Here is a 26883-nt window from a genome sequence, read left to right on the forward strand (position 1 = left end):
AAAGCGGTTTCCTGGATTCCCGGCATCTTTTGAATCATCTCATAGGGTTTGGATACCGTATGCCGGGTCACCTTGGCCCCTTGGCAATGACGCTGTAATTTGTCTCTTCGGGTGGAACTTTATGTGCGTCCAGATCTCTTGTATGTTTTTCAAGACAGAGGTACCATTTTTTCAAACTTTGAGGTAAACTGTACCGCCTAGAGTATCACCGTGGGTCATGGATTCTGGCCGAAACTTTTCCGCTGACCACATGTAAGACCACAGACAGAGCTGGAATACACGGAAACAGCGGAAACAAGAGCGATGGAAAGTAACTGATTTGAAGCGGAAATGACTATAAAGCAATATAAACGCCTATAAAAAATTCCGGAAACCTCTTTGGGACTAGAACTCATTAAAAGCGATTAGAAAAAAATAATAGTATCAGAATAAACCGTACAACAAGAGAGAACGGTCTGCCTTGCAAGTTGCCTCCGACCTATGGATACCAGGGCGGCAGTTATAATTTCATTGCAGAGAGAGATTCCTGCTCCGCTTTACAGTTATGTGCCTGCATGAAGGCAAATATTTCCCGGTAGGCACAGAGCATAGGTGACTGCATGACTTTCCGATCTTCTGCGGTCAGCGGACGGTAATGTCCTGCCTGGAAACAAGCTTGCAGGGTAGCAAGATCCATTCCTGAAGCGGCAAATGGAATTCCGGTTTTTTGTTTCAGGTTTTCCAGTATCAAAAGACCGTATGGATCCAGATCTCCATAATGCAGATAAACAGCATCCGGTTTGGAAGCGTAAACCATACGAAGAAAACTTGCCCGTGCGGAATTTGGGAAACCACCCAGATATAAAACGGCTCGATCGTCTGAGGGAATGTCGTGATAGGTAGTGAGGTTTTCTACGGTAATGACTGTCCGGGGCTCCAAAAGGACAGACCGTATGGCACTCAAACCGTCAGAGGTCAAACCGATACCACCTGGAAGATCAGTAACACGGATACATGAGTCCGGAAACTCCAATATCCAGCCTCCTTTCAAATAGAGGTAGGTTGGATTTTCCAAAAGATTGTAATATTCCAGGATCTGCTTCTTTTCTACCGGCTGGTCTGTCAAATCGGAGAGAATACTGCGGATAATCCCGGAAATAGAGTGAAAGTGCTTGGAGTCATGGAATACGGCCTCGGAAAAGTTGCGCACATAGGTCTCTTTGTTTAACTGCCCGATTTTTTCCAGAGCCAGCAGAACATCCCGTAGTTTCTCAACATTCCCCTGAAGGCCGTATCCCGGTGAACGTCCTGCCTGCAGTGCGGCCATCAGCTCTCCGGCGAAGCGGCTGGAGAGAGTATCCGGGTTTTGTCTCTGGGCATCCAATAGAAGCTGCAGTTGCTCCTGCCGGGTTTCCTGGGCTGGTTTCCGCCCTAAAAATTCATAGATTTCCTGAATGTGGTCCAGCCGCAGAGTAATCTTGGTGTAGTATCCCTGGGCACTGCGGGGGGCGGCAACCATCTGCCAACTGGAAAGGCGCGTCACCGCATCGTCAATGGCCTGCTCCTCCTCGCTCAGGTGGTCCCGGTATATGGGATAATACTTTGCGAGATCAAAGGTTACCGCCCGCTGGGGCTTACCGTTCTGGGCAGAAGTTCCTTTCCTGCGTTCATAGCGATCCACCATCGCCGTGAGAATTTCGTGGGTGTAGTCCATCATTCCCTCACATCCTGATAAAATGGGCGGACAGCATTGCGCGTACCGCTTTTGATAATGGAACAGGTGGTGTCACAGTAGGGCTGGATGGCCGAGGCCTTTTCCACTGTGGTGATCAGTACCGTCTGTAGCTGCATTTTGCGCAGCATCTGCATCATGGGGCGGATGCGGTCGCTGGTCATGCGGCTGAACGCCTCGTCCAGCAGTGCCAGGCGAATGCTGTTCTCGCATTTGTCGTAGATCTGCAGCAGGGATGCACAGATTGCAATATAGAACGGCGCCTGATTCTCTCCGCCGCTGCTGTCCTGACTGACCGCAGAGAGGCGGGTCACGCCGCCGGTGATCTGGTTGCGGCACTCAATATCATATTCCAGGTAGTACCGGTAGTCCACATAGCGAGACAGCTCTGTGGCCAGATGCTTTCCCTCTTGGCGGCGCTGGGCATTGGCTTTCAGCTCTGCTAGGATCCGCTCCATCAATTCGTCCACCTGCGTTTCGTAGGCCGGGTCATTGCGGGCCAGAAAATCTTCGATACTGCCGTCCCCCTGGATCCGCCGGTTGCTGTCCTGCATGATTACATCATAAAATGCCCGGCGTTCGGGATCGGCGCTGGCCTGGACAACGAACTGATAGACCTCCTCACCGTACTGCAGGTTTTCCATTGTGTGGTTGAGTTCCCGGAATTGCCGCTTGGCGTTATAGATATCGTCCTTCATCCGATAAAGAATGTCTTCACGGAAGCGCTGGCGGCACCGTTCTTGTGCCTGGTGCAGACTGGTAGAGTACCGTTCCAGATCTACATGAACCAGCCGTTCCTGCTGTTCCCGGAAGGTCTCGATGCCATCCAGCCCCAGAGGATAATCACAGGTGTAGATGGTGTTATACTCCCGCTGCCTGGGGATCAGCTGATCCCGCAGCCATTCGTCCAATGCTTTATCCACCTGATTTTGATAATTCGTTTGGTATTGGACGATCTTGTCCGGGGGACGGCTGCGGGCTGCGTCCTGATATTTTTTCTCTACCTCTGTCTGCAGCAAGGGTTCCTGCTGGCAAAACGCCAGCCAGCCTGCTCTGGCGTCTTCCGCCTCCCGGCTGGCCTGCTCCTGCATCCCTTGTTTTTCCTGGACTTTATTCGTTTGGGAGCGGAGGGTGGCTTCGATTTCCACCCGCTTTTGATCCTGCCGCGTCCATTCTTCCTGGCAGAGATGTTCGGCGGTGATCTTTGCCTGGAGAATGGGATTTTCCTTCCACATCTCGTATTCCTGCCGTGCCTGCTCCAGCGCCTGCCAACTGGCTTGGTGCCGCTGGACGCTGCCCCAGTTTTTGCGCAGATCCTCCAGAACGCTGCTGTGCAGAACGCGGCGGCATTGCTCCAGAATATCCCGCAGGGACTGTGCCTGGGCGGTGCACTCGGTCAGCTGTCCGCGCAAAGCTGAAAACTCCTCCCAGGCAGCTTTCAGCTGCTGCTTGCGGGCTTCCATACCGATATACAGCACGGGCGTTCGCAGACGTGCCAACCGATAAGGATAGTGCCGCAGAAGATCTTTTGTGGCGCTCTGGGGATACGCTTCCAGCGCCTCCGACGTATCGCAGCAGACGATTTGCCCCAGCAGGTTCTGCACATAGTATTTGGCCAGCCAGTTTTCACTGGTGACTTTGGCGGCGAGAGTACTGAGTTGCGGGGAGGCGGCGTCTTTTTCGCCATCCCGCTCCAGAGCAGGACTGTCCAGAAGGCTGACCTGTCCGACCTCGGCTTTCAGATGCTCAAATACCCGTTTGGCGGTACGGTAATGCCGGGGGGAGACGAAAATGTCGAAGCGGCGGTTTCCCAGACAGGCTTCGATACACGCCTGCCAGTCGGGCTCTTGTACCGTCAGGATCTCGCAGAGAATGCGGGCATCGGCCTCCATACCCTGCTGGGCCAACTCCCGGTTGATGGCCTGGCAGACCCGTTTTGCCCGGTCCTGATCCGGATAGACCAACTGGCCCTTTTCCAGCGTTTCAATTTTCGCCTGAAGGGCTTTTTGCCGCTCCTTCAGCTGTTGGAGATCGCTTCGGACCTGAAATTCCTCCTGATCCAGGGAATCTTCCCGCTCCCGAAGCAATTGTTCCATGGCGGTGAGCTGCTCCGTCTGCCGCTGCTCCGGCAGCTGCTCAATGGCATCCGGCATCTGTTCGGCCGGAAGTGCTCGTCTGCAGTCGGACAGCTTTCGATTGAGGGCTTCCAGCTCCTGTTTGGCGTTTTGTAGAGAGGAGAGGGCTTTTCGGGCCTCCGTGTAGTCTTTTTCACGGTCTTTTACCAGATCCTCGAAGACCTGCAGCTGCTGGCGTTCCGGGCTGTTCTGGTTTTCCCGCAGGGCATCCATCCACCGCTGGTGGGCCTGCTCCGTCCGCTCCTTCTGATACTGCAGCTCTTCTTGCAGACGGTCGATCTCCCGGTTTCCGTCGCAGATGGCAGAGAGGATCTGCTCCTCTGCCCCCTCTGCCGCCTGTTGGCTGGCATATAGAACAAACCCCTGGTTCACTCTGCAGTCCCGCTGCTTGGAACGGGCAGTTTCACCCAGGGTACCGATCTCCGTCAGCAGCTGCGCCCGCTCCTTTGCCTGGAGCAGCACGTCGTTCAGATGATCCAATTCGATCTGCTCCTGCTGCAGTGCTTGGGGGTCAATTTCCGGCTGGGGGAGGATGTAGTGATAGATGAATTCCCGGAAGTCCTCAATGTCGTCCATCCCGGTACCCATGGGAAATACCGCACAGAATTTCTTCCCCAACGGGGAGTCTGCTGCTCCAATCCCCAGCGCGCGGCAGATCAGGTCTTTTGCCAGCTTTTGATTGTCGGTATCCCGCATTTTCCCATTTTTCGGGCAGAACTGTTCCCGCTTTGTGGGAATATAGTCGGGGCCCAGGAAGGGGAGGTCCTCCAGCATGACGCCCCGGGGAGAGATGTACCAGCGCTGCTGTACGTGACGCATGTCCTCGTCAGGTTTCTCAGATTCCACCCGGACCGTAATGACAAAGGTGTCCTTCCCAGGGGCTGCGGTATCATCCCGAAATTCGGCGCCGACATAGGATACAGTATGCCCCTTGCGGCTGTACCGGGGACGGTCTCCGTCCTGATCCCGCTGTTTGCCGTGTACCGAGCCCAGCAGTGTTCGCTTGCTCTTGCGGTTGCCCAGGGCGTTGAAGCTTTTGCTCGTGGTGAGGCAATACCGCAGGGCGTCCAGGATCGTGGTCTTGCCCACACCGTTGACGCCGATCAGATAGGTGATCTGCTGGATATTCAGAAGGTCGTTGACAAAATTATGCCAGTTGATCAGCCGCAGGCGGCACAGTGCAATCATACATCATCCTCCTCACCGGCTTTGCGGTATTTGTCCAGTGCCGCTGCCGTCTCATCCCTGGATGACTTCAGGACATTGTCTGGCAACGCCAGAATAACAGTGGGATAGATCTCGATTTTGGCTTCTTCCTCGGTGAGACGGTCCAGCGGCTTTGCCAGATTGTAGGTCTTGAGGGTCCGCAGGATGGCTTCCAGCGTGATCCGGTCCAGCTTGCGGGGAAGACCCAGCTTTTGATACTCCTCCTGGATCTCTCCCACTGTGGCGACGACATGCGCTCCATCCAGAGAGAGCTTCTCCCGCTTTTGCAAATACAGTAGCCGGAAAATTAACAGCAGGATGCTCTCATATTTATTCAGCTTCGCTTGGTTGCCCTCATACTCGCTGACCAGTGCGATCACCTTCAGAGGCGCGGAATGGTAGACAACCGTATAGCCAAGGGGCTTGAAGATCCGGCGCAGCTCCTCCAAGTGATTGACCGCATAGTAATGCTTTTCCAGCAGGTCTTCCGCCTGCGACGGAAGAAAGCAGTGGTTGAGCAAATAGTTGGCGACCTCTCTTACGTCCATAGAAACCTCTCTTTCAGCTTCGCCTGCGTATCCAGAACTGCTGGAATCGGAACCCACCGCAGGAGACCCATTCCTCCTGTTCGGAGATCTCATAATTGCGGTCGGGGGATTGTGAGTATGTGTGAAGTCCGATGATTTTGATAAATTCCTGACTTTGCGTGGAAGCCAGTTCCAGAGCGGAAACCGTCTCTCGGTGGTTCAGCACCTGGCCGGCAAAACGATTTACATTTTCCAGAGTGACCGCCTGGCGGACATATTCCAGCAGCAGTTCCTGCTGGCGCTGGAGTTCCTCCTCGGATATGGGCGGTTCCGGAGGTGCCTGCTCGATAGGAGTGGGTTTTCGGCTGTTAACGGCTGGCTTGAGAAAGTTCCTGCCTAGGATCTCTGTGGGATAGAATTTCCAATGGCGGCTCAAGGGGCTCTCGTCTGGCTCGAACAGCTCTTCCGGGCGCTGAATGGTTTGGGCGTAATACCGCAGCAGATCGCTGATTTTTCCTTGAGCGGAGCCGTCGGAGAGCAGCATGAACTGTGCCCGCTGCACAGCCCGCTTCCGGTAGGTCACATGGTTGCGATCGATCTCCGAGAGCAGATCCCGCATAATCTCCAGATCATCCCGCACTTTCTGAACCAGCCTTCGTACTGCAATGGCGGCTTCCGACTCGCTGACCCGCTCCACTCTGCAGTAATCCGCAGCCAATGCCTCAGCATACTGCCCGTTGCAGGCATCCAAGCCCTCTAGGATCTCTGTCCTATATTGGAACAGATTGTCACTGGTTTTAAAACGGTGGTAGGCCGCCACCACGACTTCGTCCTCATATTGCTGAAATAGGTCCAAGACTTCCTGAGGGGTCCGATTCCGAGTCAGCTGGTCGATGTAGCTCCCGATAGATGCATTGAGCTGCCGCAGAGAGGTGTTCAGGTCCGCCATGTCAGCGGAGACCTCTTTGAGCACATTTTCATAAGGGCTTTTTTCGTGCTCCATGTCCTGGAGCAATCGATAAGCCTTTAAAAGCTTTCCGCTGTATGTGACAGTCTTGGGATGGAGCAGTTCATCAAAAAGTTGCAGCAGACGGACAGCCAGGGCAGACAGGGCCGTGCGGTTTTCCTCCTCATATCCGCCCTCCAGATCTTCCACCCACCCTGCGTCCCGTAAACGGCGCACAAACAGCAATCCTTGGCTCCTGGCATCCGTGGCTGATTCGCCCGGGGAATCCTCTTCATCAAGCGGCAGGATCGTGCCCAGTCCTTCCATATAGGTCTCTGCCAGTTCTGTAAGAGCACCTTTCCCGATGCTGTAGTCCTGGGATGTGCTGCATCTGTCCCAGATCAGCATCAGCAAGTCAGCATAAATGCGCTGATTTCGCCCTGTCAGCGGCCGGAACATTCTCGGATTGAGTAAATCAAAAAGATTCATTTTGAGGCCTCCCATTCAGGCAGAGAGAACGGCTAAAGTATCTAAAGCATCAGGCTTATTCGTGAAAAAACTTTTTGTAGGACTGTTCTCTGGGTTGTTTCTACAGCAAGCAATCAAAAAGAGTATGGTCCTGTTATTTTTTGGTAGCCAGCTTTGTCAAGATTAACTTTATAGGAATATTCCGGTTGTGTCAAGCGCATCTCCAATACCTGAAATATCATCGGCAAAAAAGAGATGGGGTGAATGACAACCTCTTTTAGGGCCATTATAAAATCCGGGCACCTGTAGCAATTGAGCATTCAAGAAAATCCGCCGTAGCCTCAGAGACTACGGCGGATTTTTGGGGGGAGTTCTTGACAGATGTTTTCTTTGATATAGCGACACAAAAATTGATCGGTTTTCTCTCAAAAAAGTCTTGTATGTTTTTCGAGATAGAGGTACCATTTTTCAAACTTTGAGGTAAATTGTACCACCTAGGGTGTCACTGTGGGGCAGGGATTCTGGCCGAAACTTTTCCGCTGACCACATGCAAGACCACAGACAGAGCTGGAATACACGGAAACAGTGGAAACAAGATCGCTAGAAAGTAACTGGGTTGGAGCAGAAATGATGATAAATTACTATAAACAACTATAAAAAATGCTGAGAACCTCTTTTGGGAGAATACGCCCGGGCCACCCCACAACTTCATATCCGGGTGTAGCGCAGTTGGTAGCGCGCCTGCTTTGGGAGGATAGACGGTCTATCCATTCCCCCAAAAGTGAAAGCCCGGAAGTCCTTGGGACAGTAGCCTGTGGCGGAAATCCCCCGCCTGAAGATCCCCCCGCAAAACCGGCCTTGACCACAGCACTGCCCACAGACACGAAAAACTTGCTTTTTCCTTCTCCGCATAGTATCATGCAGAAAAATCGAATATCCGGGATTAGCGCAGTTGGTAGCGCGGGTGGTTTGGGAGAATACGCCCAGCCGGATCGCCTAACTTCATAACGGGGTGTTGCGCAGTTGGTAGCGCGCCTGCTTTGGGAGCAGGAGGCCCAGGGTTCGAGTCCCTGCACTCCGACCACCTTTCTTTGAAAAACCGCCTTTTTAGGCGGTTTTTCTGCGTTAAAAGTTTGTTTTTGAGTTTCACTTGACCACATTTCAACTGTGGTCAGAGAGGTAAAATTGTCGTTGTAGCCTTGTATGGTAGAGTGGCAAAAACCGCTAAATCCCTAACCAATCCCTAACGGGTGCAACTCGGTATTTTCGCCGCAGATACGACGGAAACTTGAATTTTTCGGCATTATCCCTTATAATTATTTTACGGTGAGCCTTTGTATCACCAAGGCCGCCGTGTGGGTGTACTCCCACGCGGCTTTTTTGCAAAAAGGGGCAGATGTATATGCGGACTAAAAGAATTATTGCTAAGTGTGAACAGCATTCAGGATACGGTGCAGGCGCTGGCGACACAGAATATTATGAATACGAATGTCCATGTGGAAAAGGAACAATTATCGAGGAGCATGACAACATTCCAGGATTTAGAGAGCATAGTGTATATCTTCACTGCACTACATGTAGCAAAGAGTATATCATTGATACTTCCGCTGGAACAAGAAACTGGAAGATCGTGCGAAAGAAGGTAAACCGGATGAAAACTCAACCGTATATTTGTCGAGTTCATATCGAAAACTTTAGAAACTTCCATTCAGCAGATTTTTCTCTTGGCGAAAAGCAGGTATTAATTGGCGAAAACGCAGTCGGCAAAAGTAATCTTCTTTACGCACTTCAACTGATTCTTGATCCAACGCTTTCTGAAAAAGACAGAATGCTTGAAGAATCCGATTTTTGGGATGGTATAGAAAACCCTATGGATAATGGGCATTATATATTGATTGAGATCTATCTCGCAAATTTCGAGGATAATAAGAATTTGCTTGCCCAGTTGGCTGATGCGTCGGTAATGGTAGAAGGCAAAGAAACATTAAAAATCAGCTACAAGTTTTTTAAAAAAGATGCTACAAAACCAGACTATAGCTACATCATCTATAAGGGAAACGATGAAAGCAGGGCTTTTACATATGAAGATCGAAAAATGCTTAATATTCGTGTGATAAAAGCCATCCGTGATGTTGAGGCAGAAATGAAAAGTTCCCGAACTTCTCCTCTAACACAAATTATTAAGCAAAAATATTCTGTCAGCAAGAGTGTACTTTTAGAGATATCAAAGGCTCTTGATGAAAAAGGTGCAGATACTTTACAAATTGGTCAAGTAAATGATTTAGAGAATAGGCTGCAACGGTTATTGAATGACATGGTGTCCTTTAGTGCAGATGAGTTCAGTATTTCTCTGAAAACAATGAATATCGATGCAACTAAACTTCTTTATGCCCTACGACCTCTAATTAACAGCCGAGAAACGGGCAACACAAGTTTGGGAATCAACAATATTCTCTATGTAGCTTTGATTCTACTACTCATTGAAGATGATACTATCAAAACATTCCTATCCGGCGATTTATATCGTGAATTGATAAAACAGGATCATGAACATTTACTTGAAAGAAGTTATGAAAAATCCGCCAGCTCCGATGACTACGCCTTGAATCTTGCGGCTCTGCAAGATGCCACATTATACGATGGTCTATATGCGTTCTTTTCGGATTTTGTTCCAACAGCGAATGGCATCACCATTCTTGCTGTCGAGGAGCCCGAATCGCATCTCCATCCAATTTATCAACGGCTTCTCTATCGCCATATTATGAACAAAACTAACACCTCTGTAATAATCACAACTCACTCAACACATATATCCTCAGTTGCACCCATTACGTCTCTTGTTCATCTAATTACGACAAAAGATGGTACCGAGGTAAAAACAACAGCAGGCATTGATTTGTCTGAGGACGATTATGCGGATTTAACAAGATACATTGATGTCAAACGAGGCGAACTCTATACTGCTAAAGGTATTATTTTTGTGGAGGGAATTTCCGAAGAATATTTGGTTCCCAGTTTTTCAAAAGCCAAAGGATACGACCTTGATCGTCTCGGCGTAGTGATTTGTAACATAAATTCTACGAATTTTGAACCGTATTGTCGTTTCGTAGGTGCACTTGGTATTCCTTATGTTATTATCACTGATGGTGATTATTATCATATAGTTGATGAAAAAAAGCATTTTGGAGATATTGAAGATGCAAACCATGTGGGCAAGGGCTTTGATGGGATTGATCGTATTTATCGAATGTATCAAGGCTCTGTTGATCCGGAGTATATCCATTTGAATAATGAGGAAAAGCGCAAATACTTTGAAACATTTGGCACTTATATTGGTGAATACACACTTGAGGTGGATATCTTCAAAAAGGCCACTGGGCCAGATCGAGATGTTCTATGTTCTATTTTTAATCAACTAACAAATGGTGGCCAGGTTCAAAAAAATAACTTCTCTGCAGAGCTTTCCTCTGGAAGGTATAACAAGTGCCTTTCCAAAATAGAGTCAACTTATAGTGGAATCGGTAAAGGCCGCTTCGCTCAACGGTTAGCCACTCATATATCTGCCTCGATAATTCCAGAATATATATCGAATGCAATAGATGCGATTGTTGCAAAAGTTAGGTGAATGTGGTGAATGCTTATTTTGAGAAAAAATTGCAGGAAATAAGCGAAGATGACATGCAGTTTGCTGCATATAAAGCTGTAAATAATACAGTTGTAATTGCTGGACCTGGAAGTGGGAAAACAACAGTTTTGACTTTGAAAGTTATGCAACTATTAGCCGAGATGATTTATCCACCACGCGGCCTTGCATGTTTAACATATAGTACGGAGGCTGTCCGAGAATTCAAAAGTCGGTTAGTAAAGTTAGGGTTGGAAAAGCGCAAAAATGTTTTTCTTGGTACAGTTCACAGTTTTTGTCTTTCAGAAATTATTACTCCTTTCGCAGCCCTATATCCGCAATACAAAATACCACTGCCTATCCGGATTATCTCTGAAGCTGAAAAGAATCGTCTCTTTAATTCTCAGAATTATGAGGGAACTCCAAAGCTCATTGATGTAGATAAAGAGCGCACAAGGAATATAAAGGGAATTAGTCGTGTTGCGATAGAAAGCTATGATATTGCACTAAAGGCTGCCATCTCTTTTGAAGAACTCTTGATACAAAACGAGTATCTCGATTTTATCAGCATGGTGAAAAAATCTGTAGAACTCATTAAAAATGAGTCCTATGTACGCAAAGCACTTGAGGCTAAGTATCCTTGGATTATTGTCGATGAGTATCAAGATTTGGGAAAACCGCTTCATGAACTTATTTTAACGCTATTAAATCTTACAAGAATTAAAGTTTTTGCTGTTGGGGATGCAGATCAATCAATTTATGATTTTCAAGGAGCAGCTCCTGATTACCTTATAGAATTAAGCCAACGCCAAGATGTTTCTTGCATTCACCTGAAAAACAATTATCGAAGTTCACAAACAATAGTAGATGCCTCGGAATATGTTCTAAAAAGTAGCCGGGGATATATTGCTTCTGGAAAGCTCCAAGACTACCACGCCAAACTGGAATTCATCGAATGTTCCAAAGGGATGGATGAACAATATGAAAGAGTTATTGAGCAGATATCCAGATTTCACACAGAAGGCATACCATACCACGAAATAGCAGTTTTAGTCGGAAATAATAAACAAGTAACAGAATTGGCACAAGAATGTTCCAGACAAAATATTCCGGCGTATATTGCTCGTCAAACATTTAGATTAACAGATCTTATTATCTGGATTCAAAACTGTGCAAAGTGGGTTTCGGATAAATGCTCCGTCTCATTTGATGAAATTTGCTCAACTTGGAAATCGTTTATTTCTCAAAAGCGGATCATTAGTGAAGACGATTACTTTTTACTTAAAAGAACAATTTTTCAAACTTTAACTGCAAGTAAGGTTTATAAGGATAATCTATCGGAATGGTTATGCTATCTTGACAAAAAGGTGGGAATTGTTTCTGCTTTTACTGCTTCAGAGCGATATCCTGACGAGATTGATAATTACAATAAGTTGCTCGAAACAGCACGAAGCCACGATACGCAGCTAACGATTAAGTTTCTAACACGGCTTGGTATCCCAGAAAATCAAGTTGTCCTAACAACCAGGCACAGCTCCAAAGGGCTTGAATTTGATGTTGTGATATTGCCGGGCATGGAAAAGGATAGCTTTCCCAGCTACTATGATAACACTCCAAGAAAACTGGCAGAAGCCCGAAGGCTTTGTTTTGTATCAGTTAGTCGTGCAAGAAAAGCGTGTATTCTTATTCGTTCAAAGAATTTGCAAAATCAATATGGGAGATGGTTCAGTAAAGAACCTTCGCCGTTTTGGGTTGCATTGCAGGAATTTCAAGATAGTCGAAGTGATTACTGAAGGCTCCATATTAGTAATTAGTGTTTTCTAATACATCCTAAAGGGATTCCCTGGACAACAAAAGTGATCCAGGGAATCCCTTTGCTCACTTAGACTACCTTTTCAAAAGGTATCACCTTGCACCGGCTCTCCTCCGGCGGATCAGGCGGTTCCGGTTCCGGCTTAGCCGTGGCCGATTCCATGAAGCCGCCGATCTTCTCTGCCGCGCCTCGCTGCATATCGTTGGTGATATGCGTATAGGTGTCCAGAGTGAACCCGGCGCTGTAATGGCCCAGCATACTGGACAGGGTCTTCACATCCACACCGCTGGAGATTGCCATCGTGGCGAAAGTGTGTCTGAGGTCGTGAAAGCGCACGTGCTCCTCGATGCCTGCGTTTTTCAGCAGCTTCCGGTTGATCCTCGACACGGCGTCCGGACTCCAGTAGCCGCCCGTGCGGGGCGACGGGAACAGGATGGGGTTGTCCGGGTGCTGCTCGTGCTCCTGTACCAGCAGGTCGACCGCCTGCTGCGACAGCGCCACCTTGCGGACAGAGTTTTTCGTTTTCGGTTCTGTCACATCCAGCTCGCCCTCCATGCGGGTGACCTGCTTATTCACCGTCAGAATGCGCTCTTTTACATTCAAATCTGTCCACTGGAGCGCCAGCAGTTCGCCCCGGCGCAGGCCGCTGGACAACTCCAGATAGAACATAGGCAGGACGCCGTACTTCTCCGCTTCCTGGAGGTATCTGCCGATCTTCTCCGGCGGGAGGATGGTCATCTCTTTCTTGTCCTTGGGCGGGATGCGGCAGTTCTCGCAGGGGTTGTACGGGATGAGCCGCTCTTTCACCGCCTGCTTCAGCGCCGCCTGCAGCACCGCATGGACACGCCGCACGAAGGTGTTGGACAAGGCTTTGTCATTCTGTTTCGCCCCACGGGGCATCCTGCCGTTTTCTTTCAGGTCGTTATACATTCTCTGGATGTGGATGGACGAGAGCTGTTTGAGTTTGATCGCGCCGATGGCCGGGATGATGTGGTGTTCAATGATCCCTTCATAGCCCTTGGCGGTGTTGTAGCGGATGTTGGGCTTGTTGTAAGTTTCAAACCACAGGCGGCACCACTCCGCTGCGGTGTAGTCGCCCGTGTGATTGAGCGGCACGCCCCGGTTTTCCCGAATGGCTTTCGCCAGCTTTTCTTTGCACTCCGCCTGGGTCTTGGCGGACACGCTTTCCTGGATGGCCTTGCCGGTGACTGGGTCGATGCCCTGGGTATATCTGCCTTCCCAGCGGCCGCTGGGCTTTTTGCGGATGCTGCCCTCGCCGTTGGCTCGTTTCTTTGCCATTTATGATCCCTCCTTTTTAACACAAACACATACCACAGAGTTTTTGGAATAGCTACTAAAATATTTCAGATTTTTTCGCGGCCTGTTCGTCGATCCATTCCATGAATTTGTCACGGGGAACGATGATGCGGCTTCCCAGTGTGATGGTGGGGAAATCCCTGCGGTGGGCCACCTCGTAGGCGTGGGCCAGACCGATGCCCAGCACATGGGACACATCCTCCACGGTCAGCATCAGCGGGAGTTCGTCAAAAGAATTGTATTTGGATTTTCTCATTCAGTTCCTTTCTACCTTCCGCCCAGAAGGATTTAATTCTTTGTTTTGCGGCCCAGTTTTTGCGCCTCTTACATGGTCAGATTGGGCCACTGCTCCTCATGGTCATCCAGCTTGTGGCCCAGGGCCATGCGCTTCTCCTGCAGCTTCTTCAGCCGCTTACGGTCGATTTGGATACCACCGGGGCGCGACTTGGGAACGGAGTTATCCCGGAACACCCGGCTCATGTGATGGAGCAGCCGGGTGACTGCCAGCATTGCAGAGGGAGGGCGGTTTTCTTCCAGATGGTTCAGGAGATACTGGGCATACTGGTTACCCTGCTCGGCGGATCGGGTCAGCCAGTGGATTGCTCGTTCCTCATCACAGGGGAGTTCCTTTCCGGTGAGGTACAGCTTGCCCAGCATGTACTGGGCGTAGGGATTTCCTCTCTCCGCCGACCTGGTGAACCACTCCACCGCGGCATCACTATTTCGTTTGATCAAATCGCCTTTGAGTAGTTCCTTGGCCAGCCGATACATGGCGTAGCTGCTTCCGTTGACCGCGGCGGTGTACAGCCAATTCATTCCCTGCCGGATATCCCGTACCTCCACATCATCGGAGAGGTACAGCTTGGCCAGAGAGTACTGCGCCACAATGTGTTCCTGCTCCGCCGCCTGTTCAAACCAGTACCGGGCATTCGCCGAGTTGGGTATCAGCAGAGGACCGTCCCGCCAGAGCTTTCCCATCAGGTACTGGGCGTACATATCGCCGCTTTCCGCCAGCTTTTCCATTTCAGAGACGGCTTCGCCGCGCTCCTCCATGGTCAGGCTCTCGTCCCGGATCTCATCCCGCAGTGTCCAGTAGTCGTAGGAGGCGTTGCGGTATTCCTCCGGCTCGTCCTGCTGATTGAGACCCTTCTCCTCGAAGCCGATCTCACCCAAGCGCAGGCGCTCCGCTTCCTGAATGACCGCATTCTTGATCTGCCGGAACTCCTTTTGCTGTGAGAGCGGGATGCGCTCCTGGGGCTTGTCGTGGTAGTAGGCAGCCACCTTGCCTTGCAGGAGTAGCCACTGGTCATAGCACTTGCTCACGGCTGGGAGCCGTTCCATCTCGTCCACGATCTCATCCACCAGATTCTTCAGCCGTTTGGGGAGGTAGCCGTAGGATTTCTTGCCCTTGACTGTTCCGAGCTGCGCCGCCAGCTCCAGCATGAGCCGCTCGGCATCCGGGTGGTCACATACGCTGTCCTGCATGGTACGCACCAGTTCCAGCATCGCCCGCCGCGCTTGGCGCACCAGCTCATCTCTGGACTCTGACTTCTGTTCGTAGAGATGGAGCATTTCGTTGCGGAAGATATCGTTGGTCAGCTTGGACTTGATCTGACGGATGCCCTCTTTGGAAAGATAGGCCTGTCCCGGCTTTGCGGACCAGGCCATCAGGTGGATATGCGGGTGCTCGCCCTCGTCGTGGAAGGCAGCATACCATCGGAAGTCACCGGGCGGTATCTTCATTGCCGCCGCGATGTCGTTGCGGTGCGCCCGAATGAGATTTTGCCACGCCGCGGCGTTATCGAAGCCGAGCCGGACCGCATCCTCCCGCTTGAGAGAGATGATATGCGTCCACACGTTTCCGGTGTAGCGCTCCAATTCCTCCATGGATTTCTCCAGAGAGACCGTTTCCTCATCACCGAACAGACCGTGTGCGCCGATGCGCTCGGCACGAGGCCGGGTGGCGATGTACTTCATGTACTGGTCTGACTCGTGGATGGCATCCCAGTTGGCTTCCAGCGCCAGCGTGATGAACGCAGAGGCGTTGACTTTCGTGGGCTTCGTCAGGTAGTCCTCGTACTCGTAGAGCGTCTTGCTGTCCGGGAAGTCCTTGACCAGTTTGGCGATGAGCTGCTCCTGCTTTCGTGTGGGCGGACGGTCATCCGGGATAAGCTCCACCCGCTCCCGCGTTGCGATGTAGCGAAGGTATCCGGAGGCTCCTCCGGTGCTTTTGATATAAGGGCTCTTGAGGATCAGTCTTGCCATTCATCATCATCCCAGTCCTGCTCCTGACGGGAGCGTGCGTATTTCTCCAACGAGATGAGACCGTTTGTGGTCTTCACATTCCGGACGCTCTGTGCCCGCCTGCGCTTCAGATCATCCTGATCCATCTCGAACGCTTCCGCGATGATGCCGTTGGTCATGTCCTGCTCCACGCATCTGGTAAAATCTCTGCGGGCGATATAGTCCTCCATTCTGCTCAGTCTGCCGTCAATGGCAGACTGGATCGCCATAGGCAAAAGCGTTTGGTTGTCCTGTATCTCCAGATGGTCCACATAGAAGTTCACGGCTTTCTCGATGAACTCATTTTTGCTCTGGCAGTTGTCGGCGGCGTACCACTGCTCGATCCTTCTTCTGGTTTCCGGCTGCATCCGGAATGCAATGCGCTCTCTGGTTTCTTTACTCATTCAATTCCTCCTTTTTGCTGTAAGACATCCTTGAAAAACCCTGCAACACGGGGCTTTTCGGGGAAGCTGACGCCATCGGAGCTTTTTTTGTCTCTCAAAGACGCCAGCTTCAAGCGTCCGAAACTGCCCGCACTGCGGGCAGAAGTGGCGGCTGCGGCGACGCCTGCGACGCCATGCCTTTATCCTGCTTTTTCTTTCGTCCTCTCAAATCCCTCCGAAAACGGCTCACATCCGGTTTCAACCCCCTGGTTGGGACTGGGACTCTCTTCCTCCCGGAAAGGCGCACACAAGGCGTTCTGGCGGCCCTGTGCGTTGGACTTTTTGAGGAGTTCTGCCACACGATAGCGGGCGGCAGCCTCCTCTGCCTGCCGGAACTGCCGCTCATAGAACGCTTCGAGTACACCTGAGATAGGGCGGATGGTGTAGAGCAGATTTCCGTTCAGGGGTCTGCCATCTTTGCTTCGTACCATCGTCGGCTCCGTGTAGATGAGACCTTTCTCCTCCAGTTGCCGCACATACTTTGCCACTGTATTTTCACTCATGCCGATCGCATGACCGATGGTTTTGTAACTGGGGTAGCACTGGTAGGTCTTACGATTCTCGCACCGGAGCAGATAGGAATAGATGGAGATCTCACGAAAATCCAGACCGACGCTGAATATCTCGTTTGGTACCATAAAATAGTTTTTCTCTGCGCTGCGCTTGGGCCATTTGTTGAAACTCAATTCATACCTCCTGTATTGTCGTAGAGTCCGATGACGCTCACACAGGGAACAGAAAAATTTTCATTGCTTTTCTGCTGTTTACCTGATATACTTTTATCAGTAAATTTGTGCGTGCCTGTGTGTGCGCCGAGCCGCCGGACTGTTGCCGCAGTCACGGCGGTTTTTGTTTTTCGGGTGTGCTGTGTGATCCACATTCCTCCTTTGCCCTCATCTGTAAACTATCTTTTTCGCCTCCTCCGTGTTAGAATAAAAAGAGGCCGTGCTCCCGGGAACACGGCCAGAGATGGAATGACCTTCCGAGCGGATCGCCGTATGGCGGAGAGCGCTCATGCTCTCATAGATGCTCTGTCAAAGGTCATGTGGATTCGTCGGCGCGGATACCGTGCCGTACCGAACCAGGGGCAACCTCACCCGGGTGAAATTGTCCTTCTATTATTACTTAGAGAAAATTCGCAAAATCGGAAGGTCTGGAATCGTAAATTTTTTGTGAACGCAGAAAGGGTGGTGAGCTCATGTCCTTCAAAGATACTCAGTCGTACAAAGAACTTCGGTCTGACTGGCGCTGGATACATGAAATGGACCCGGAAGCTACCGCTGCCGCAGACCAATGGGTGAAGGAGCATCCAGAGGAGTGGAAGGAGCTGGAGCATATGCTCTACTACAGCGAGGCGAACTTTCACAAGCGTGTAGCACCGGATACTCTGGAGGATGTGGATATAAAGCAGCCCCAATCTTACAATCCGGAAGCGTTCCTGCCGGAGGAAGTACGCAATGCGATTTACAATGACAGACGTTGGTTTGACCGAAGCAAGTATCTGCCAGAGGGTTCTGATGAAGATCCCTTCATGTATCTGGACACCCAAATCTATGACGCCCTGCATGCACTGACCGAACTGCAGAGGGAGATTTTGTTCCGCACGGTCATCAATGGCGAGTCCACTGAATCCGTCGCACAGGACAAACAGTGTTCGTCCAGAAACATCCGGGATATCCGAGCCCGTGCGCTTCGACAGATACGGGCCAAAATCAAAAGACGTGAAGGCTACGGCAGACCCGACGTTGTCATCATTATTTTGCTGTTTATGCTGCTTGTTGGTGTTCCGCTTGCTTGCTGGGGAGAACAGCTTTGGGCCGCATATCCCTGGCTGGAGTCTGTGGCTGCAGTGCTTAGCGCATTGGTTATGGCTGTCATGTTCCAAAATTCCCTTCGCAGAGAAGTAGAACGGCTGCTGCGCCAGCACTGGGCCAGCCTGAATGGATCAGAGAAAAAGGAATAGTCAGTATGAAAAAAGGAGCTGAGACTCGCCGGTCCCAGCTCCTTTCGGCAGTGTGGTGTTATTGTCAGTTTTTACCGTCACATTTTTGTCGACGCTTTTTATCGTCATCTTTTATTGCTTGCTTTTATCGCTCATTTTTAACAACCTGCCCAACGCCGATAGATCCAACCTTTTTTGCTTGGAGGATCTCTGGGCCTGCTTTTTTATGAATGCCAGTATCACAGTCATAGCCAAGGATAGGTTCTGGATTGGCAATGTTGACGATGGCGTCCACCTGCATATTCAGAATATCGTTTCGAACAATGTCAAAAGGCATTACACCACCACCTACTTCATTCCAAAACTATCTATCAGGAGTTTGTAAATATTTTGCATTGTTTGCAAAACTGTAAAGTTGCCGAGCTCCTTTATAGATTAAGTGTTCTGATATCCATCTTTGTGTTTTCAATATAATGGCGATACATTGTTTGCGCGGGAAGAAGGCGTATCTGAATATCCTGTAGCCCCAACTTGCTCAACATATCAAGGGACACAGTTCCTTTTTCGACTATTTCAGCAGAAGAGGTCGGCATGAGGAAGCAGTTCCGCACTGTGCCAATCTGATGTGCTTCCACAAACGGCTGATAGGCCAACTGGTACAAATACTGCTTGGTGATGGACTCAATACCGGGCTGACCACGCAACTTTTTGTTATGCTCCAATTGGATGTTATAGTATTTGGCATCAAAAATAATAAACTGATAGTTCCCATCGGCATTAACGATGGAAATAAGATCTGGGATGAGCGTATCCTCGGCCTGCTTTATAAACAACTCACCGTTTGGAGCATTCCCAGACCACTGCGGTTTATCAATCAAGTCAATGAGTTTCTTATGCCGCATATCACGGTATTGCTCGGCCAACGGCATAGGCAATCGCAGTCCACCGATAGGTTTCTGCAATTGGTTGTCCATCACTTCCGCACAGACTTTTTCCCACACCAGGTTAAAACTGTTTGTGCCGAACATACTGAAACAGTCCAAATCGTCCAGTGCGCTGCTGTTGGCTATATAGGCATATAGCGTTTTCAGCAGAAGCTGTTTCCGGGTATTGAACTGGACATTAAGTTCTTTGACAATGCGCTCCAGGACATACTCCTTGTCACCAAAGTCCTCGATATGCTCATCGGAAATATCGACACCCATAATATCGAACAGATCCAACAGATCGGCATCTCTCAATTCCTCCGTGCAATGAGTGAGGATACACTCATGTAGACGCTTGAAGAAATCGAAATCGTCATTCACACGCTTCATGGTCAGCAATTCCGGGTAATACGGCCGATTGTTGCTTAAGAGAGTGAAAGTTTCGTTGATGGTCTTATCCCAAAGAATGTCACCGGACCCGTTGGATTCAATGATGTCCTGCGTGTTGGTGTAGGCACCATACTCGAAATAATCCTGGAGGAGGAACAGCATAACAGCCAACATATTAAATGCACTGCTGTCGCTCGTATCGTTGTACATACGAATGATCTGTTCCTTGGAATTGTACTTTTCCAGAACCTTCAGCACTTGTTTCAGTTCTGCTTTGGGGGCCGTGGCATCGAGCAGATATTTCGGATAGCATTTCAACACACGACCCTCAATTGTAATAACACCCACAAAAGTGAACACATACAGATATTCGTTTTCACCGACCTCAACATCAGCGATTTCGATGTCTTCGTCCACCAAATCGGTAAGGTCCTTCTGTGTGTCATTTGCTTTTACGGCCTTCAGAACGCCATATTCTTTCAGTCGTTTCAGAATGCGGACAGTCTTTTCCTCGGAGCAACGAAACTCTTTAACCAGGTCTTCCTGGGTATAGCGTTTTTGTTCTCGTAAAAATACTGAAATCATTCTCCATCATCCTCTGGGACATTATCAATAAACTGGCTACTGATTCCTTCGCAGAAAATGTAAACACCCTTGGTGTCAAATTCTCTGCAAATCTTGGAATACTGGTTCTTTGCCTTCTCATCGCAGCCACCGAACAGAGTAATGCGCTTCTGCTTTGCGGCATCATTGAACAGGTACATAATGACCTTGTTCTTAAATATACGGGTAAAGACGGCAGGGTCAATCATTTCACCCTCCGGCAGATTTTTCTTGGAGATGAAATACGGGCCCATCAGTTTATCCTCGTTCACCTTATAAGTGAGCAGCTCATTGTTGATGGCTTTGCGGAGAGCATTCCACTCCACAACACGGCGATAATCGCCTTGACCGAGGACAACCTTTTTGCCAACAATTCCGGCTTCACTGTCATCGATGCCCAAATAGGTGAAGTCCCATCTGCGCTTAAAAGCGGTATCCATCGGGAATACGCCCTGGTCAGCACTGTTCATGGTAGCCCAGATGAACATATTGTCTGGGATGCGAATTTCAGCGTAATCGTCGGGGTTGCCGCCGAGTTCTTCTGCCAGATACTTTTTGATGTCCTCGGATGCCTGGATCGGATATTCACTAACCTCGTCATCACCACGGTCAAGCAACTGGAATACGTCACCGAACACGGCAGCAACATTGGCACGATTGATTTCCTCGATTACAAGCAGGAAAGGCTTGGGTGCATCAGTTCTGCTGTTCTGAAGGGCTTTCACATAGGTGCGCATGAACGGACCGGGTACATAGGAATAAGTAATGGCGTCCTTGCCATCGCTGTCCTTGCAGGGCACCGGCTTGTATGTACCGACAAAATTAGCGTAGGAGTAATCTGGGTGGAAGGTCACGCGCTCGTACTCACCACCATCTGCAAGCAGCAGATCCTTTTCGTGATTCAGCGTAAAACTCTTACCAGTACCAGGGGCACCAAAGAGAATACGGTTACGGGGTTGGTCACTGCTCAGACCTGTAGCGAAGCTGATCGGGCGGATTTGCGCTACAACATTTTCTTCTTCTGTGACAGAAACAGCGGTTTCATCACGACCATGCAGAAGAGAATACAAGTAGCATATATTTTCGCTGTTTTTCAGTTCATAGAAAGTGGTCAGCTTACCTTCACCCTCGAAAGGAAGTGTTTTTCCTTCCTCAAAAACTTTGAGCCAGCGAACAGGTCGGCAGTGACCGTATTCTTTTTCTTCATCAAAGAAGTAACCGCCAGTCACAAGTCCGATAGCAAGAATCTTCTGTCCTGCCATTGCAACTGCGTATGTGGTATCGGCTGCAGCCGAATAGAAACTATTAATCTCGCCATATTTACGCGAGGCCAGCCTGTTATCATAATTCCACTGGCTCTTTAACGCATCGGTGATTATTGCTTTGCTATCAGCATCCTCTTGGTATGCAGCAGAGAGGTCGCCTAATTCGTTCCAACCGATGGCAATGTAGTTATTCTGTCGCCACTCGCCAAAATAGATACCATTGTCGCCTGTTCCAATTCGATAAAATGTTTTTGGAGATCCTATACTATCAAAAATGATTTTTGAAAAGACGATGTTTGAGATACCACACTCATTTACAAAAGCATTGATTTGTCCCATACGGATAAATTGCGCATCAGAAGGAACAATGTTCAAATTGCAGAGAATGTGTTTCTGCCATGCTTCATTGTAAAAGTTGGGCAGGATATGAGGGAACATCATGTGGTAATACTTCAAGAACCACATTTTGGTGATATACTGCGGAATGACAGCGTTCAACTCATTCAGTAGAGCATTGTAGTCGTTGACCGTCGCAAGTGTTTCATGGTTTGCGATAACATCCGCACCGGCCACCAGAGCATCACGGATTTGCTTGCCAATTTCAAGAGCCTCTTCTTGAGACACGGAACGCTGCCCACCTTCACCGAAGGAGGTCTTCCAGGTTTCTTCATTTCTACTGTAGAACAGATTGTATTTGTATGCGGTGCCACCAGCGATGCTGCCAAACTGTGTATATTGGGCATCGAACTCTAATGCATTGCACAGACTGCGATCATTTACGCCGAGAAAAATATACCCCAACAGGTCATCGTCAGAGAGGGTACGTAGTTTTTCCGGGGCATACAGACTTTGAAACTGCTGATACAGAGCATTTGACTCCGTATCCACTTGGACATACTTTTCAGCGGCAAGTCTGAACCACGCAGGAGAGAGATATTCTACCCCATCATTTGGATTCCGTTCTTCCAAAAAACGACGATACAAATCGAGGCCTGCGGATAAGGAGCCATTGCCACGGCTACGGTTGAACTCTTCATATGTAGCATGACCTTTGATGGCAGAAGCAACTTTCTTAAATGTCTCCACATCAGCAATCTCAAAAACAGAGGTAAAAGGGCCGATAGTATCTGCAAACTGGTTTGCAACAGATTTAAGTGCACTGATATACTGGTTTCTGGTATTTTCAGAATATAGCTCACCGTTTGCTTTTGGGAGACGTGCCAGCCAATCCTTAAAGGCGGCTTCGTTATCAACAGAGGTGTCCTCTGCATCGACAGTATTTTCATGACTCTGTTTTATCACAATGTCATGCATTGCAGACAACGGATCTGTGATACCTGAGTAGACATCTGGAAAATCCTGCGCAAGCAATTCCATAAGGGATTTCGTTGCCTGATTGCACTCTTCATAATTGAATGCGCGATGCCCAAGATAAATATCAGCAAAGAGCTTAATCGCCATTGCGATTTCTTCGCGAAAAGCATCTGTTTTGTGAGATAAAGCAATAATATCCGCAATCCGCTTTTCAATGTCTAATTTAAAATAGCGGCCTGCCCGATCCGTAGTTTCCTTGCTCACGCCACCGCCAAAAACGCAATCTTTCACGATGAAAATAGCTTCAGTCGGTGTTTCGGTTTCTGTGCTACATTCAAGCCACATGGACTGAAGCCAATAATTATTTGCACTTAATATGGATAATTGCAAATTGCTTGGCGTTTTCACGCCGCAGGTAGGAGGCAACATCATAAACGCTGACACCACTTTACTCGGGGACACGCGATCGGTCCCGATGCCAAGTTTCATTGATGTTGAGCCGTTTCCTCGTGGTTTAACTTCATATTTTGCTTTTTCATCATCAATAACAACAGACACTTCCTCACCATTCTCGGTTCGGAAGAGATATTTAAACGCAACGATTCGCCCGTTTAAAGTTTCCGGAGAAGTCAAGTGACCATTTTCATCGTAAAACCGACCACCTAAAAAAGCCTGACCGCCGCCACTGTTTGCATTATAGGAGAAATGAAAATCTGCTTCATGCCCAGAATATGTTGCATAATCAGATATTTCGTTGAAATACGACATAAACACACCTCTTTCTGTTCCTATTCAGTACAGTACTGCTTTATACAATTCGCCACATACTTGGCCAAAGCTGGTGGAACAGCATTGCCTATTGCAAGTTCGACATCTGTTTTCGCACCAGGGAAATCAAAAGTATCCGGGAAAGTTTGAATATAGCCACGCTCGCGTGTCGTTAAGGCACGAACACCATCGCATATATCAGCCTTATCAGCATGATGGCGTTTGTAATTATCTGGAATCGGTCTGTTAATGCCACGAATCGTTGCAGCTGGTTCATCTACTGAAAAAACGGCCCGACGATGGTAGCTTCTCGGATGCATATAGTAAAATTCTGTGTTTAGGGCATCACCAAGGTAGTCTCGTACAGTCATTTGCTTGCATGACAGGTTGGACACAAGCGTCTCATCAAGAAAGCCATTTTTTTCGCCAAGCTTACCGATTAGAAAGAACCTATGACGCTTTTGTGGCACGCCGCAGCGGCTTGCATCTAAAACTCGTGTGGTAATACCATACCCAGCATCTACCAACATCTGTTTCAGCGTGGTGACGGTCGAAAAGCGTTCAATATTATAAACATTTTCAAAGACTACCCACATAGGTTTTACTGCGATTACGATTTCTCCAAACCTTATCGTAAGATTTGCACGATTACCCAGTTCTCGCTTTCCTGCTATAGAATAATCCTGACATGGGGGACCACCCATAATTACATCGGGGCGCATATCAGAAAGCTGCTGTATGATATCGTCTTTACTCAAATCCTTTTTGTAAATAGGGTGGGAAAAGTTACTTTCGTATATTTTTATTGCGGCATCCCAATTGTCAAATGCTGCGATAATATCAAATCCTGCATTTTCAAATCCTAAGGACATACCGCCGCAACCCGCAAATAAGTCAATTACCCTCATTGTTATCTCTACTTTCGTTAGACATTATATACCTCATAAGGGCCGAGCCAACATACTTCGCTAAATTGACCGGGACAGCGTTTCCTATCATTGAATTGACATCAGATTTTCCACCAACAAACTGGAAGCTCTCCGGAAATGTTTGAATGTAGCTTCTTTCCTTCGGGGTCAGGCAACGCACCTGTTCTACTGGGACCGGATCATTAGGATGCCCTTTATAGCCTTTCGGAATTGGACGATCAACCCCACGGATTGTCATAGACGGCTCATAAATGCTGAACACGCCCCTTCGGCTGTAATTTGTCGGGACTCGGAAATAATAGCCTATCCCAAGCGAATCACCAAGATAATCATGAATACTCATAGGTGTCTGAGATAAATTACGGCGCAACTCCTCATCTAAGAAGCTATCTGGAGCATCGAGCATTCCTACAACAAACATCCTTTTTCGCGTTTGCGGTACACCACAATACGCAGCATCCAGAACCATTTGTGTTAATCCATAGCCTGCTGTATGGAAATTAGCAATAGCATTACGGAAAGATGTCGTATTGCGAATTGTTGCGACATTTTCCATGACAAAATATTTTGGCTTGACCTTGCTGACAATTTGTGAATAGCAGACTGATAAAATAGCCCTGCCACGGCTTTCGTCTTGATATCCTGCTGTTGAAAAATCCTGACACGGAGGCCCTCCAATAATTAAATCGGGAGCATATGCCGCAATTATTTTAACTGCCTCATCTACATCCAATAGGTCTTGCTCTATAATCGGATGATTGAAATTCATTCCATATACTCGAATCGCGGATTTCCAGTTATCAATACCTGCGACGATGTTGAATCCAGCTTTCTGAAAGCCAAGTGACATACCGCCACAGCCGCAAAACAAGTCAACACATTTTATATTAACCGACATTATATATATTCCTTCCCTAAGTGTTCCTACGAAATCAGCGAAATTACTCCATAGCGCTCTTTCCGCTTTTTACCCATTCTTCCAGCTCAGAACGTTTGAACTTCCACTGCTTACCGATTTTGTGAGCGGGCACATTTTTATCTTTTATCCATTTGCGTAAAGTGACTGGTTTAATATTAAGAAACAACGCTGCATCTTCGATACTAATATAGTTTTCGTTGATTGAATTAGACATATTTGGCACACCTCGTCTTCGTATGTTTCCGCAGATTCATTTCTATATTATACTGAGTGTTTACGTCTTTTTCAACCATTTTGAACATATTTCGTATTATTTCCGCTATTCGTTGATGCTTGCTATATCATTGTGTGCCCGTATACTTTTCAGCAAAAATTCTACATCTATTGATTGCCATAGGTTCGGACTATTGGTTTATTACGTTTGTCGCCGACATTTATCACCGATTTTTTATCGCCGATTTTCAAGGTGGCTTTTTCATTGTTTATGCGGCGCAGTTTTTGAGGTCATCCCATGATGCCGATTTTGTTGCCGTTCTCGTACATATCCTCGGCATACTCGACATGGTTGGGGCCTTTGCTTTGTATCCAGCCAAAGCCGGGGACATAGACCATGTCGCCAGACGGAGGTTCAATGGTTGTTTTAGCTACGGGCGGTTCTGCAGCTCGCTCCGGGGTGAGACCATAAGACGCTTCCGGGACAGGTACTGGCTCCGGGGCGAGCTGGACTGCGGGTGTTTCTGCAGGTGCTGACTTCGGTTCTGCGACGGCCTCCTGGGTCTGTTCCGGCTGCGGAATCACAGCCTTTTCTTTCTCTGACGAAAGTGCCGTTTCGGCTTCTGTTTTGATTTCCACAACGGTCGCTTCTGGGGCGCTTACGGCAGGTGTTTGGTGCGGTGCGGGTGTTTCCCCGACCGTTTCGGCCTGCGGCCACACGGCGGCACACAGGGCCATACAGGCGGTAAATGCTACGGTGATGATGATACGCTTTTTCATTTTGGCTCCTCCTCTTTGCGTGTGAAACGAGCGCCCAGTCTCCCAGTTCGGCAGGAGACCAAGCGCTCGTTTTTATAGTTGTTCAGTTCCATAGAGAGCTGCCACGCCAGCTCAAATCCGGAGATGAAGCTGTCGATGGAAGTGTCTTCGGCAATGCGGTCCTTGGCATCGATGATCTGGAGTACCAGCCTGCGTTCGGGTTTCTCCAGCACCTCAATCAAAGCTTTGTGGCAGTCCTCTATTTCTTGCCGGGGTACCGAAAGCTCCGGCGGAGTGTAGAAGCAGTCATATAGTTCTTTGATCAGCTTGTATTTCATGGGCTTCGCCTCCTTGTGACACAGACATATACCACACCTTTTGCGG

At 48.7% G+C, this 26883-nt stretch carries 21 protein-coding genes and 1 tRNA gene; 4 read left to right on the forward strand and 18 right to left on the reverse strand.

Annotated features, from left to right (window positions below; translation table 11 throughout):
- Positions 1–499: 499 nt before the first annotated feature.
- Genes OCV80_RS10255 through OCV80_RS10270 form a run of 4 tightly spaced genes read right to left on the reverse strand, consistent with a single transcriptional unit; the run spans position 500 to position 7014 of the window.
- Positions 500–1696, reverse strand: a complete 1197-nt coding sequence (locus OCV80_RS10255; RefSeq protein WP_119311106.1) for a Wadjet anti-phage system protein JetD domain-containing protein — start codon at positions 1694–1696, stop codon at positions 500–502.
- Positions 1693–5034, reverse strand: a complete 3342-nt coding sequence (locus tag OCV80_RS10260; protein ID WP_136890722.1) for an ATP-binding protein — start codon at positions 5032–5034, stop codon at positions 1693–1695. Before OCV80_RS10260 ends, OCV80_RS10255 begins: the two co-directional genes overlap by 4 nt.
- Positions 5031–5600, reverse strand: a complete 570-nt coding sequence (locus tag OCV80_RS10265; RefSeq protein ID WP_249390765.1) for a DUF4194 domain-containing protein — start codon at positions 5598–5600, stop codon at positions 5031–5033. Before OCV80_RS10265 ends, OCV80_RS10260 begins: the two co-directional genes overlap by 4 nt.
- Before the next feature lie 13 nt (positions 5601–5613).
- A complete protein-coding gene (locus OCV80_RS10270) occupies positions 5614–7014 on the reverse strand; it encodes a Wadjet anti-phage system protein JetA family protein (protein WP_119311102.1) in 1401 nt (466 codons plus the stop codon).
- Positions 7015–8001: 987 nt separating this feature from the next.
- Here OCV80_RS10270 and OCV80_RS10275 point away from each other — a divergent pair.
- The 3 genes from OCV80_RS10275 (at position 8002) to OCV80_RS10285 (ending at position 12408) form a co-directional block, all read left to right on the forward strand.
- Positions 8002–8077, forward strand: a tRNA-Pro gene (locus OCV80_RS10275).
- A gap of 318 nt (positions 8078–8395) precedes the next feature.
- Positions 8396–10618: an AAA family ATPase gene (locus tag OCV80_RS10280; RefSeq protein ID WP_249390763.1), complete on the forward strand. Its 2223-nt coding sequence runs from the start codon at positions 8396–8398 to the stop codon at positions 10616–10618.
- Positions 10619–10623: 5 nt separating this feature from the next.
- Entirely contained in the window at positions 10624–12408 is a 1785-nt protein-coding gene (locus OCV80_RS10285) for an ATP-dependent helicase (protein WP_136890721.1), read from the forward strand.
- An 89-nt stretch (positions 12409–12497) separates the two neighbouring features.
- Here OCV80_RS10285 and OCV80_RS10290 read toward each other — a convergent pair whose 3' ends face one another.
- The 6 genes from OCV80_RS10290 to OCV80_RS10315 all read right to left on the reverse strand — a co-directional run bounded on the left by OCV80_RS10290 (position 12498) and on the right by OCV80_RS10315 (position 17351).
- Entirely contained in the window at positions 12498–13727 is a 1230-nt protein-coding gene (locus tag OCV80_RS10290; protein ID WP_136890720.1) for a tyrosine-type recombinase/integrase, read from the reverse strand.
- A 55-nt stretch (positions 13728–13782) separates the two neighbouring features.
- Positions 13783–14001 carry a helix-turn-helix domain-containing protein gene (locus OCV80_RS10295; RefSeq protein WP_119981460.1) on the reverse strand — a complete coding sequence of 73 codons (219 nt, stop codon included), beginning with the start codon at positions 13999–14001 and terminating at the stop codon, positions 13783–13785.
- A 68-nt stretch (positions 14002–14069) separates the two neighbouring features.
- Positions 14070–16010, reverse strand: coding sequence for a MobP3 family relaxase (gene mobP3 / locus OCV80_RS10300; RefSeq protein WP_136890719.1), 1941 nt, complete (start codon positions 16008–16010; stop codon positions 14070–14072).
- Complete coding sequence (locus tag OCV80_RS10305; RefSeq protein ID WP_136890718.1) at positions 15998–16432, reverse strand: hypothetical protein; 435 nt, start codon at positions 16430–16432, stop codon at positions 15998–16000. Before OCV80_RS10305 ends, mobP3 begins: the two co-directional genes overlap by 13 nt.
- A 179-nt stretch (positions 16433–16611) precedes the next feature.
- Positions 16612–17157, reverse strand: coding sequence for a helix-turn-helix domain-containing protein (locus OCV80_RS10310; protein WP_136890717.1), 546 nt, complete (start codon positions 17155–17157; stop codon positions 16612–16614).
- Positions 17154–17351 carry a hypothetical protein gene (locus OCV80_RS10315; RefSeq protein WP_136890716.1) on the reverse strand — a complete coding sequence of 66 codons (198 nt, stop codon included), beginning with the start codon at positions 17349–17351 and terminating at the stop codon, positions 17154–17156. The genes OCV80_RS10310 and OCV80_RS10315 overlap by 4 nt, the downstream gene beginning before the upstream one ends.
- Positions 17352–17669: 318 nt before the next feature.
- On the opposite strand from OCV80_RS10315, the gene OCV80_RS10320 reads away from it, so the two are divergent.
- The gene (locus tag OCV80_RS10320) at positions 17670–18434 is read left to right on the forward strand and encodes a sigma-70 RNA polymerase sigma factor region 4 domain-containing protein (protein ID WP_136890715.1); all 765 of its coding nucleotides are present in this window, start codon (positions 17670–17672) and stop codon (positions 18432–18434) included.
- Positions 18435–18558: 124 nt separating this feature from the next.
- On the opposite strand, the gene OCV80_RS10325 is transcribed toward OCV80_RS10320, so the two are convergent.
- The 8 genes from OCV80_RS10325 to OCV80_RS10360 all read right to left on the reverse strand — a co-directional run bounded on the left by OCV80_RS10325 (position 18559) and on the right by OCV80_RS10360 (position 26837).
- Positions 18559–18750 carry a macro domain-containing protein gene (locus tag OCV80_RS10325; protein ID WP_136890714.1) on the reverse strand — a complete coding sequence of 64 codons (192 nt, stop codon included), beginning with the start codon at positions 18748–18750 and terminating at the stop codon, positions 18559–18561.
- 91 nt (positions 18751–18841) lie between these two features.
- Positions 18842–20314 carry an LlaJI family restriction endonuclease gene (locus OCV80_RS10330; RefSeq protein WP_136890713.1) on the reverse strand — a complete coding sequence of 491 codons (1473 nt, stop codon included), beginning with the start codon at positions 20312–20314 and terminating at the stop codon, positions 18842–18844.
- Positions 20311–23679: an AAA family ATPase gene (locus tag OCV80_RS10335; protein ID WP_136890712.1), complete on the reverse strand. Its 3369-nt coding sequence runs from the start codon at positions 23677–23679 to the stop codon at positions 20311–20313. The genes OCV80_RS10330 and OCV80_RS10335 overlap by 4 nt, the downstream gene beginning before the upstream one ends.
- 20 nt (positions 23680–23699) lie before the next feature.
- Positions 23700–24587, reverse strand: coding sequence for a DNA cytosine methyltransferase (locus tag OCV80_RS10340; protein ID WP_136890711.1), 888 nt, complete (start codon positions 24585–24587; stop codon positions 23700–23702).
- Positions 24574–25506 carry a DNA cytosine methyltransferase gene (locus OCV80_RS10345; protein WP_136890710.1) on the reverse strand — a complete coding sequence of 311 codons (933 nt, stop codon included), beginning with the start codon at positions 25504–25506 and terminating at the stop codon, positions 24574–24576. The genes OCV80_RS10340 and OCV80_RS10345 overlap by 14 nt, the downstream gene beginning before the upstream one ends.
- A gap of 43 nt (positions 25507–25549) precedes the next feature.
- A complete protein-coding gene (locus OCV80_RS10350; RefSeq protein WP_136890709.1) occupies positions 25550–25741 on the reverse strand; it encodes a helix-turn-helix domain-containing protein in 192 nt (63 codons plus the stop codon).
- Between the two features lie 290 nt (positions 25742–26031).
- Positions 26032–26520, reverse strand: a complete 489-nt coding sequence (locus OCV80_RS10355) for a DUF6550 family protein (protein WP_136890708.1) — start codon at positions 26518–26520, stop codon at positions 26032–26034.
- Complete coding sequence (locus OCV80_RS10360; protein WP_136890707.1) at positions 26517–26837, reverse strand: DUF6809 family protein; 321 nt, start codon at positions 26835–26837, stop codon at positions 26517–26519. Before OCV80_RS10360 ends, OCV80_RS10355 begins: the two co-directional genes overlap by 4 nt.
- Positions 26838–26883 lie beyond the last annotated feature (46 nt).

The organism is Oscillibacter acetigenes (genome assembly GCF_025567605.1).
Lineage (GTDB): Bacteria > Bacillota > Clostridia > Oscillospirales > Oscillospiraceae > Oscillibacter > Oscillibacter welbionis.

Bases quoted from the DNA above. Each gene is read 5' to 3' on its own strand.
- OCV80_RS10255 (WP_119311106.1), bottom strand. From the start codon at position 1,696: ATGATGGACTACACCCACGAAATTCTCACGGCGATGGTGGATCGCTAT.
- OCV80_RS10260 (WP_136890722.1), bottom strand. From the start codon at position 5,034: ATGATTGCACTGTGCCGCCTGCGGCTGATCAACTGGCATAATTTTGTC.
- OCV80_RS10265 (WP_249390765.1), bottom strand. From the start codon at position 5,600: ATGGACGTAAGAGAGGTCGCCAACTATTTGCTCAACCACTGCTTTCTT.
- OCV80_RS10270 (WP_119311102.1), bottom strand. From the start codon at position 7,014: ATGAATCTTTTTGATTTACTCAATCCGAGAATGTTCCGGCCGCTGACA.
- OCV80_RS10280 (WP_249390763.1), top strand. From the start codon at position 8,396: ATGCGGACTAAAAGAATTATTGCTAAGTGTGAACAGCATTCAGGATAC.
- OCV80_RS10290 (WP_136890720.1), bottom strand. From the start codon at position 13,727: ATGGCAAAGAAACGAGCCAACGGCGAGGGCAGCATCCGCAAAAAGCCC.
- OCV80_RS10295 (WP_119981460.1), bottom strand. From the start codon at position 14,001: ATGAGAAAATCCAAATACAATTCTTTTGACGAACTCCCGCTGATGCTG.
- mobP3 (WP_136890719.1), bottom strand. From the start codon at position 16,010: ATGGCAAGACTGATCCTCAAGAGCCCTTATATCAAAAGCACCGGAGGA.
- OCV80_RS10305 (WP_136890718.1), bottom strand. From the start codon at position 16,432: ATGAGTAAAGAAACCAGAGAGCGCATTGCATTCCGGATGCAGCCGGAA.
- OCV80_RS10315 (WP_136890716.1), bottom strand. From the start codon at position 17,351: ATGTGGATCACACAGCACACCCGAAAAACAAAAACCGCCGTGACTGCG.
- OCV80_RS10320 (WP_136890715.1), top strand. From the start codon at position 17,670: ATGTCCTTCAAAGATACTCAGTCGTACAAAGAACTTCGGTCTGACTGG.
- OCV80_RS10325 (WP_136890714.1), bottom strand. From the start codon at position 18,750: ATGCCTTTTGACATTGTTCGAAACGATATTCTGAATATGCAGGTGGAC.
- OCV80_RS10330 (WP_136890713.1), bottom strand. From the start codon at position 20,314: ATGATTTCAGTATTTTTACGAGAACAAAAACGCTATACCCAGGAAGAC.
- OCV80_RS10335 (WP_136890712.1), bottom strand. From the start codon at position 23,679: ATGTCGTATTTCAACGAAATATCTGATTATGCAACATATTCTGGGCAT.
- OCV80_RS10340 (WP_136890711.1), bottom strand. From the start codon at position 24,587: ATGAGGGTAATTGACTTATTTGCGGGTTGCGGCGGTATGTCCTTAGGA.
- OCV80_RS10345 (WP_136890710.1), bottom strand. From the start codon at position 25,506: ATGTCGGTTAATATAAAATGTGTTGACTTGTTTTGCGGCTGTGGCGGT.
- OCV80_RS10350 (WP_136890709.1), bottom strand. From the start codon at position 25,741: ATGTCTAATTCAATCAACGAAAACTATATTAGTATCGAAGATGCAGCG.
- OCV80_RS10355 (WP_136890708.1), bottom strand. From the start codon at position 26,520: ATGAAAAAGCGTATCATCATCACCGTAGCATTTACCGCCTGTATGGCC.
- OCV80_RS10360 (WP_136890707.1), bottom strand. From the start codon at position 26,837: ATGAAATACAAGCTGATCAAAGAACTATATGACTGCTTCTACACTCCG.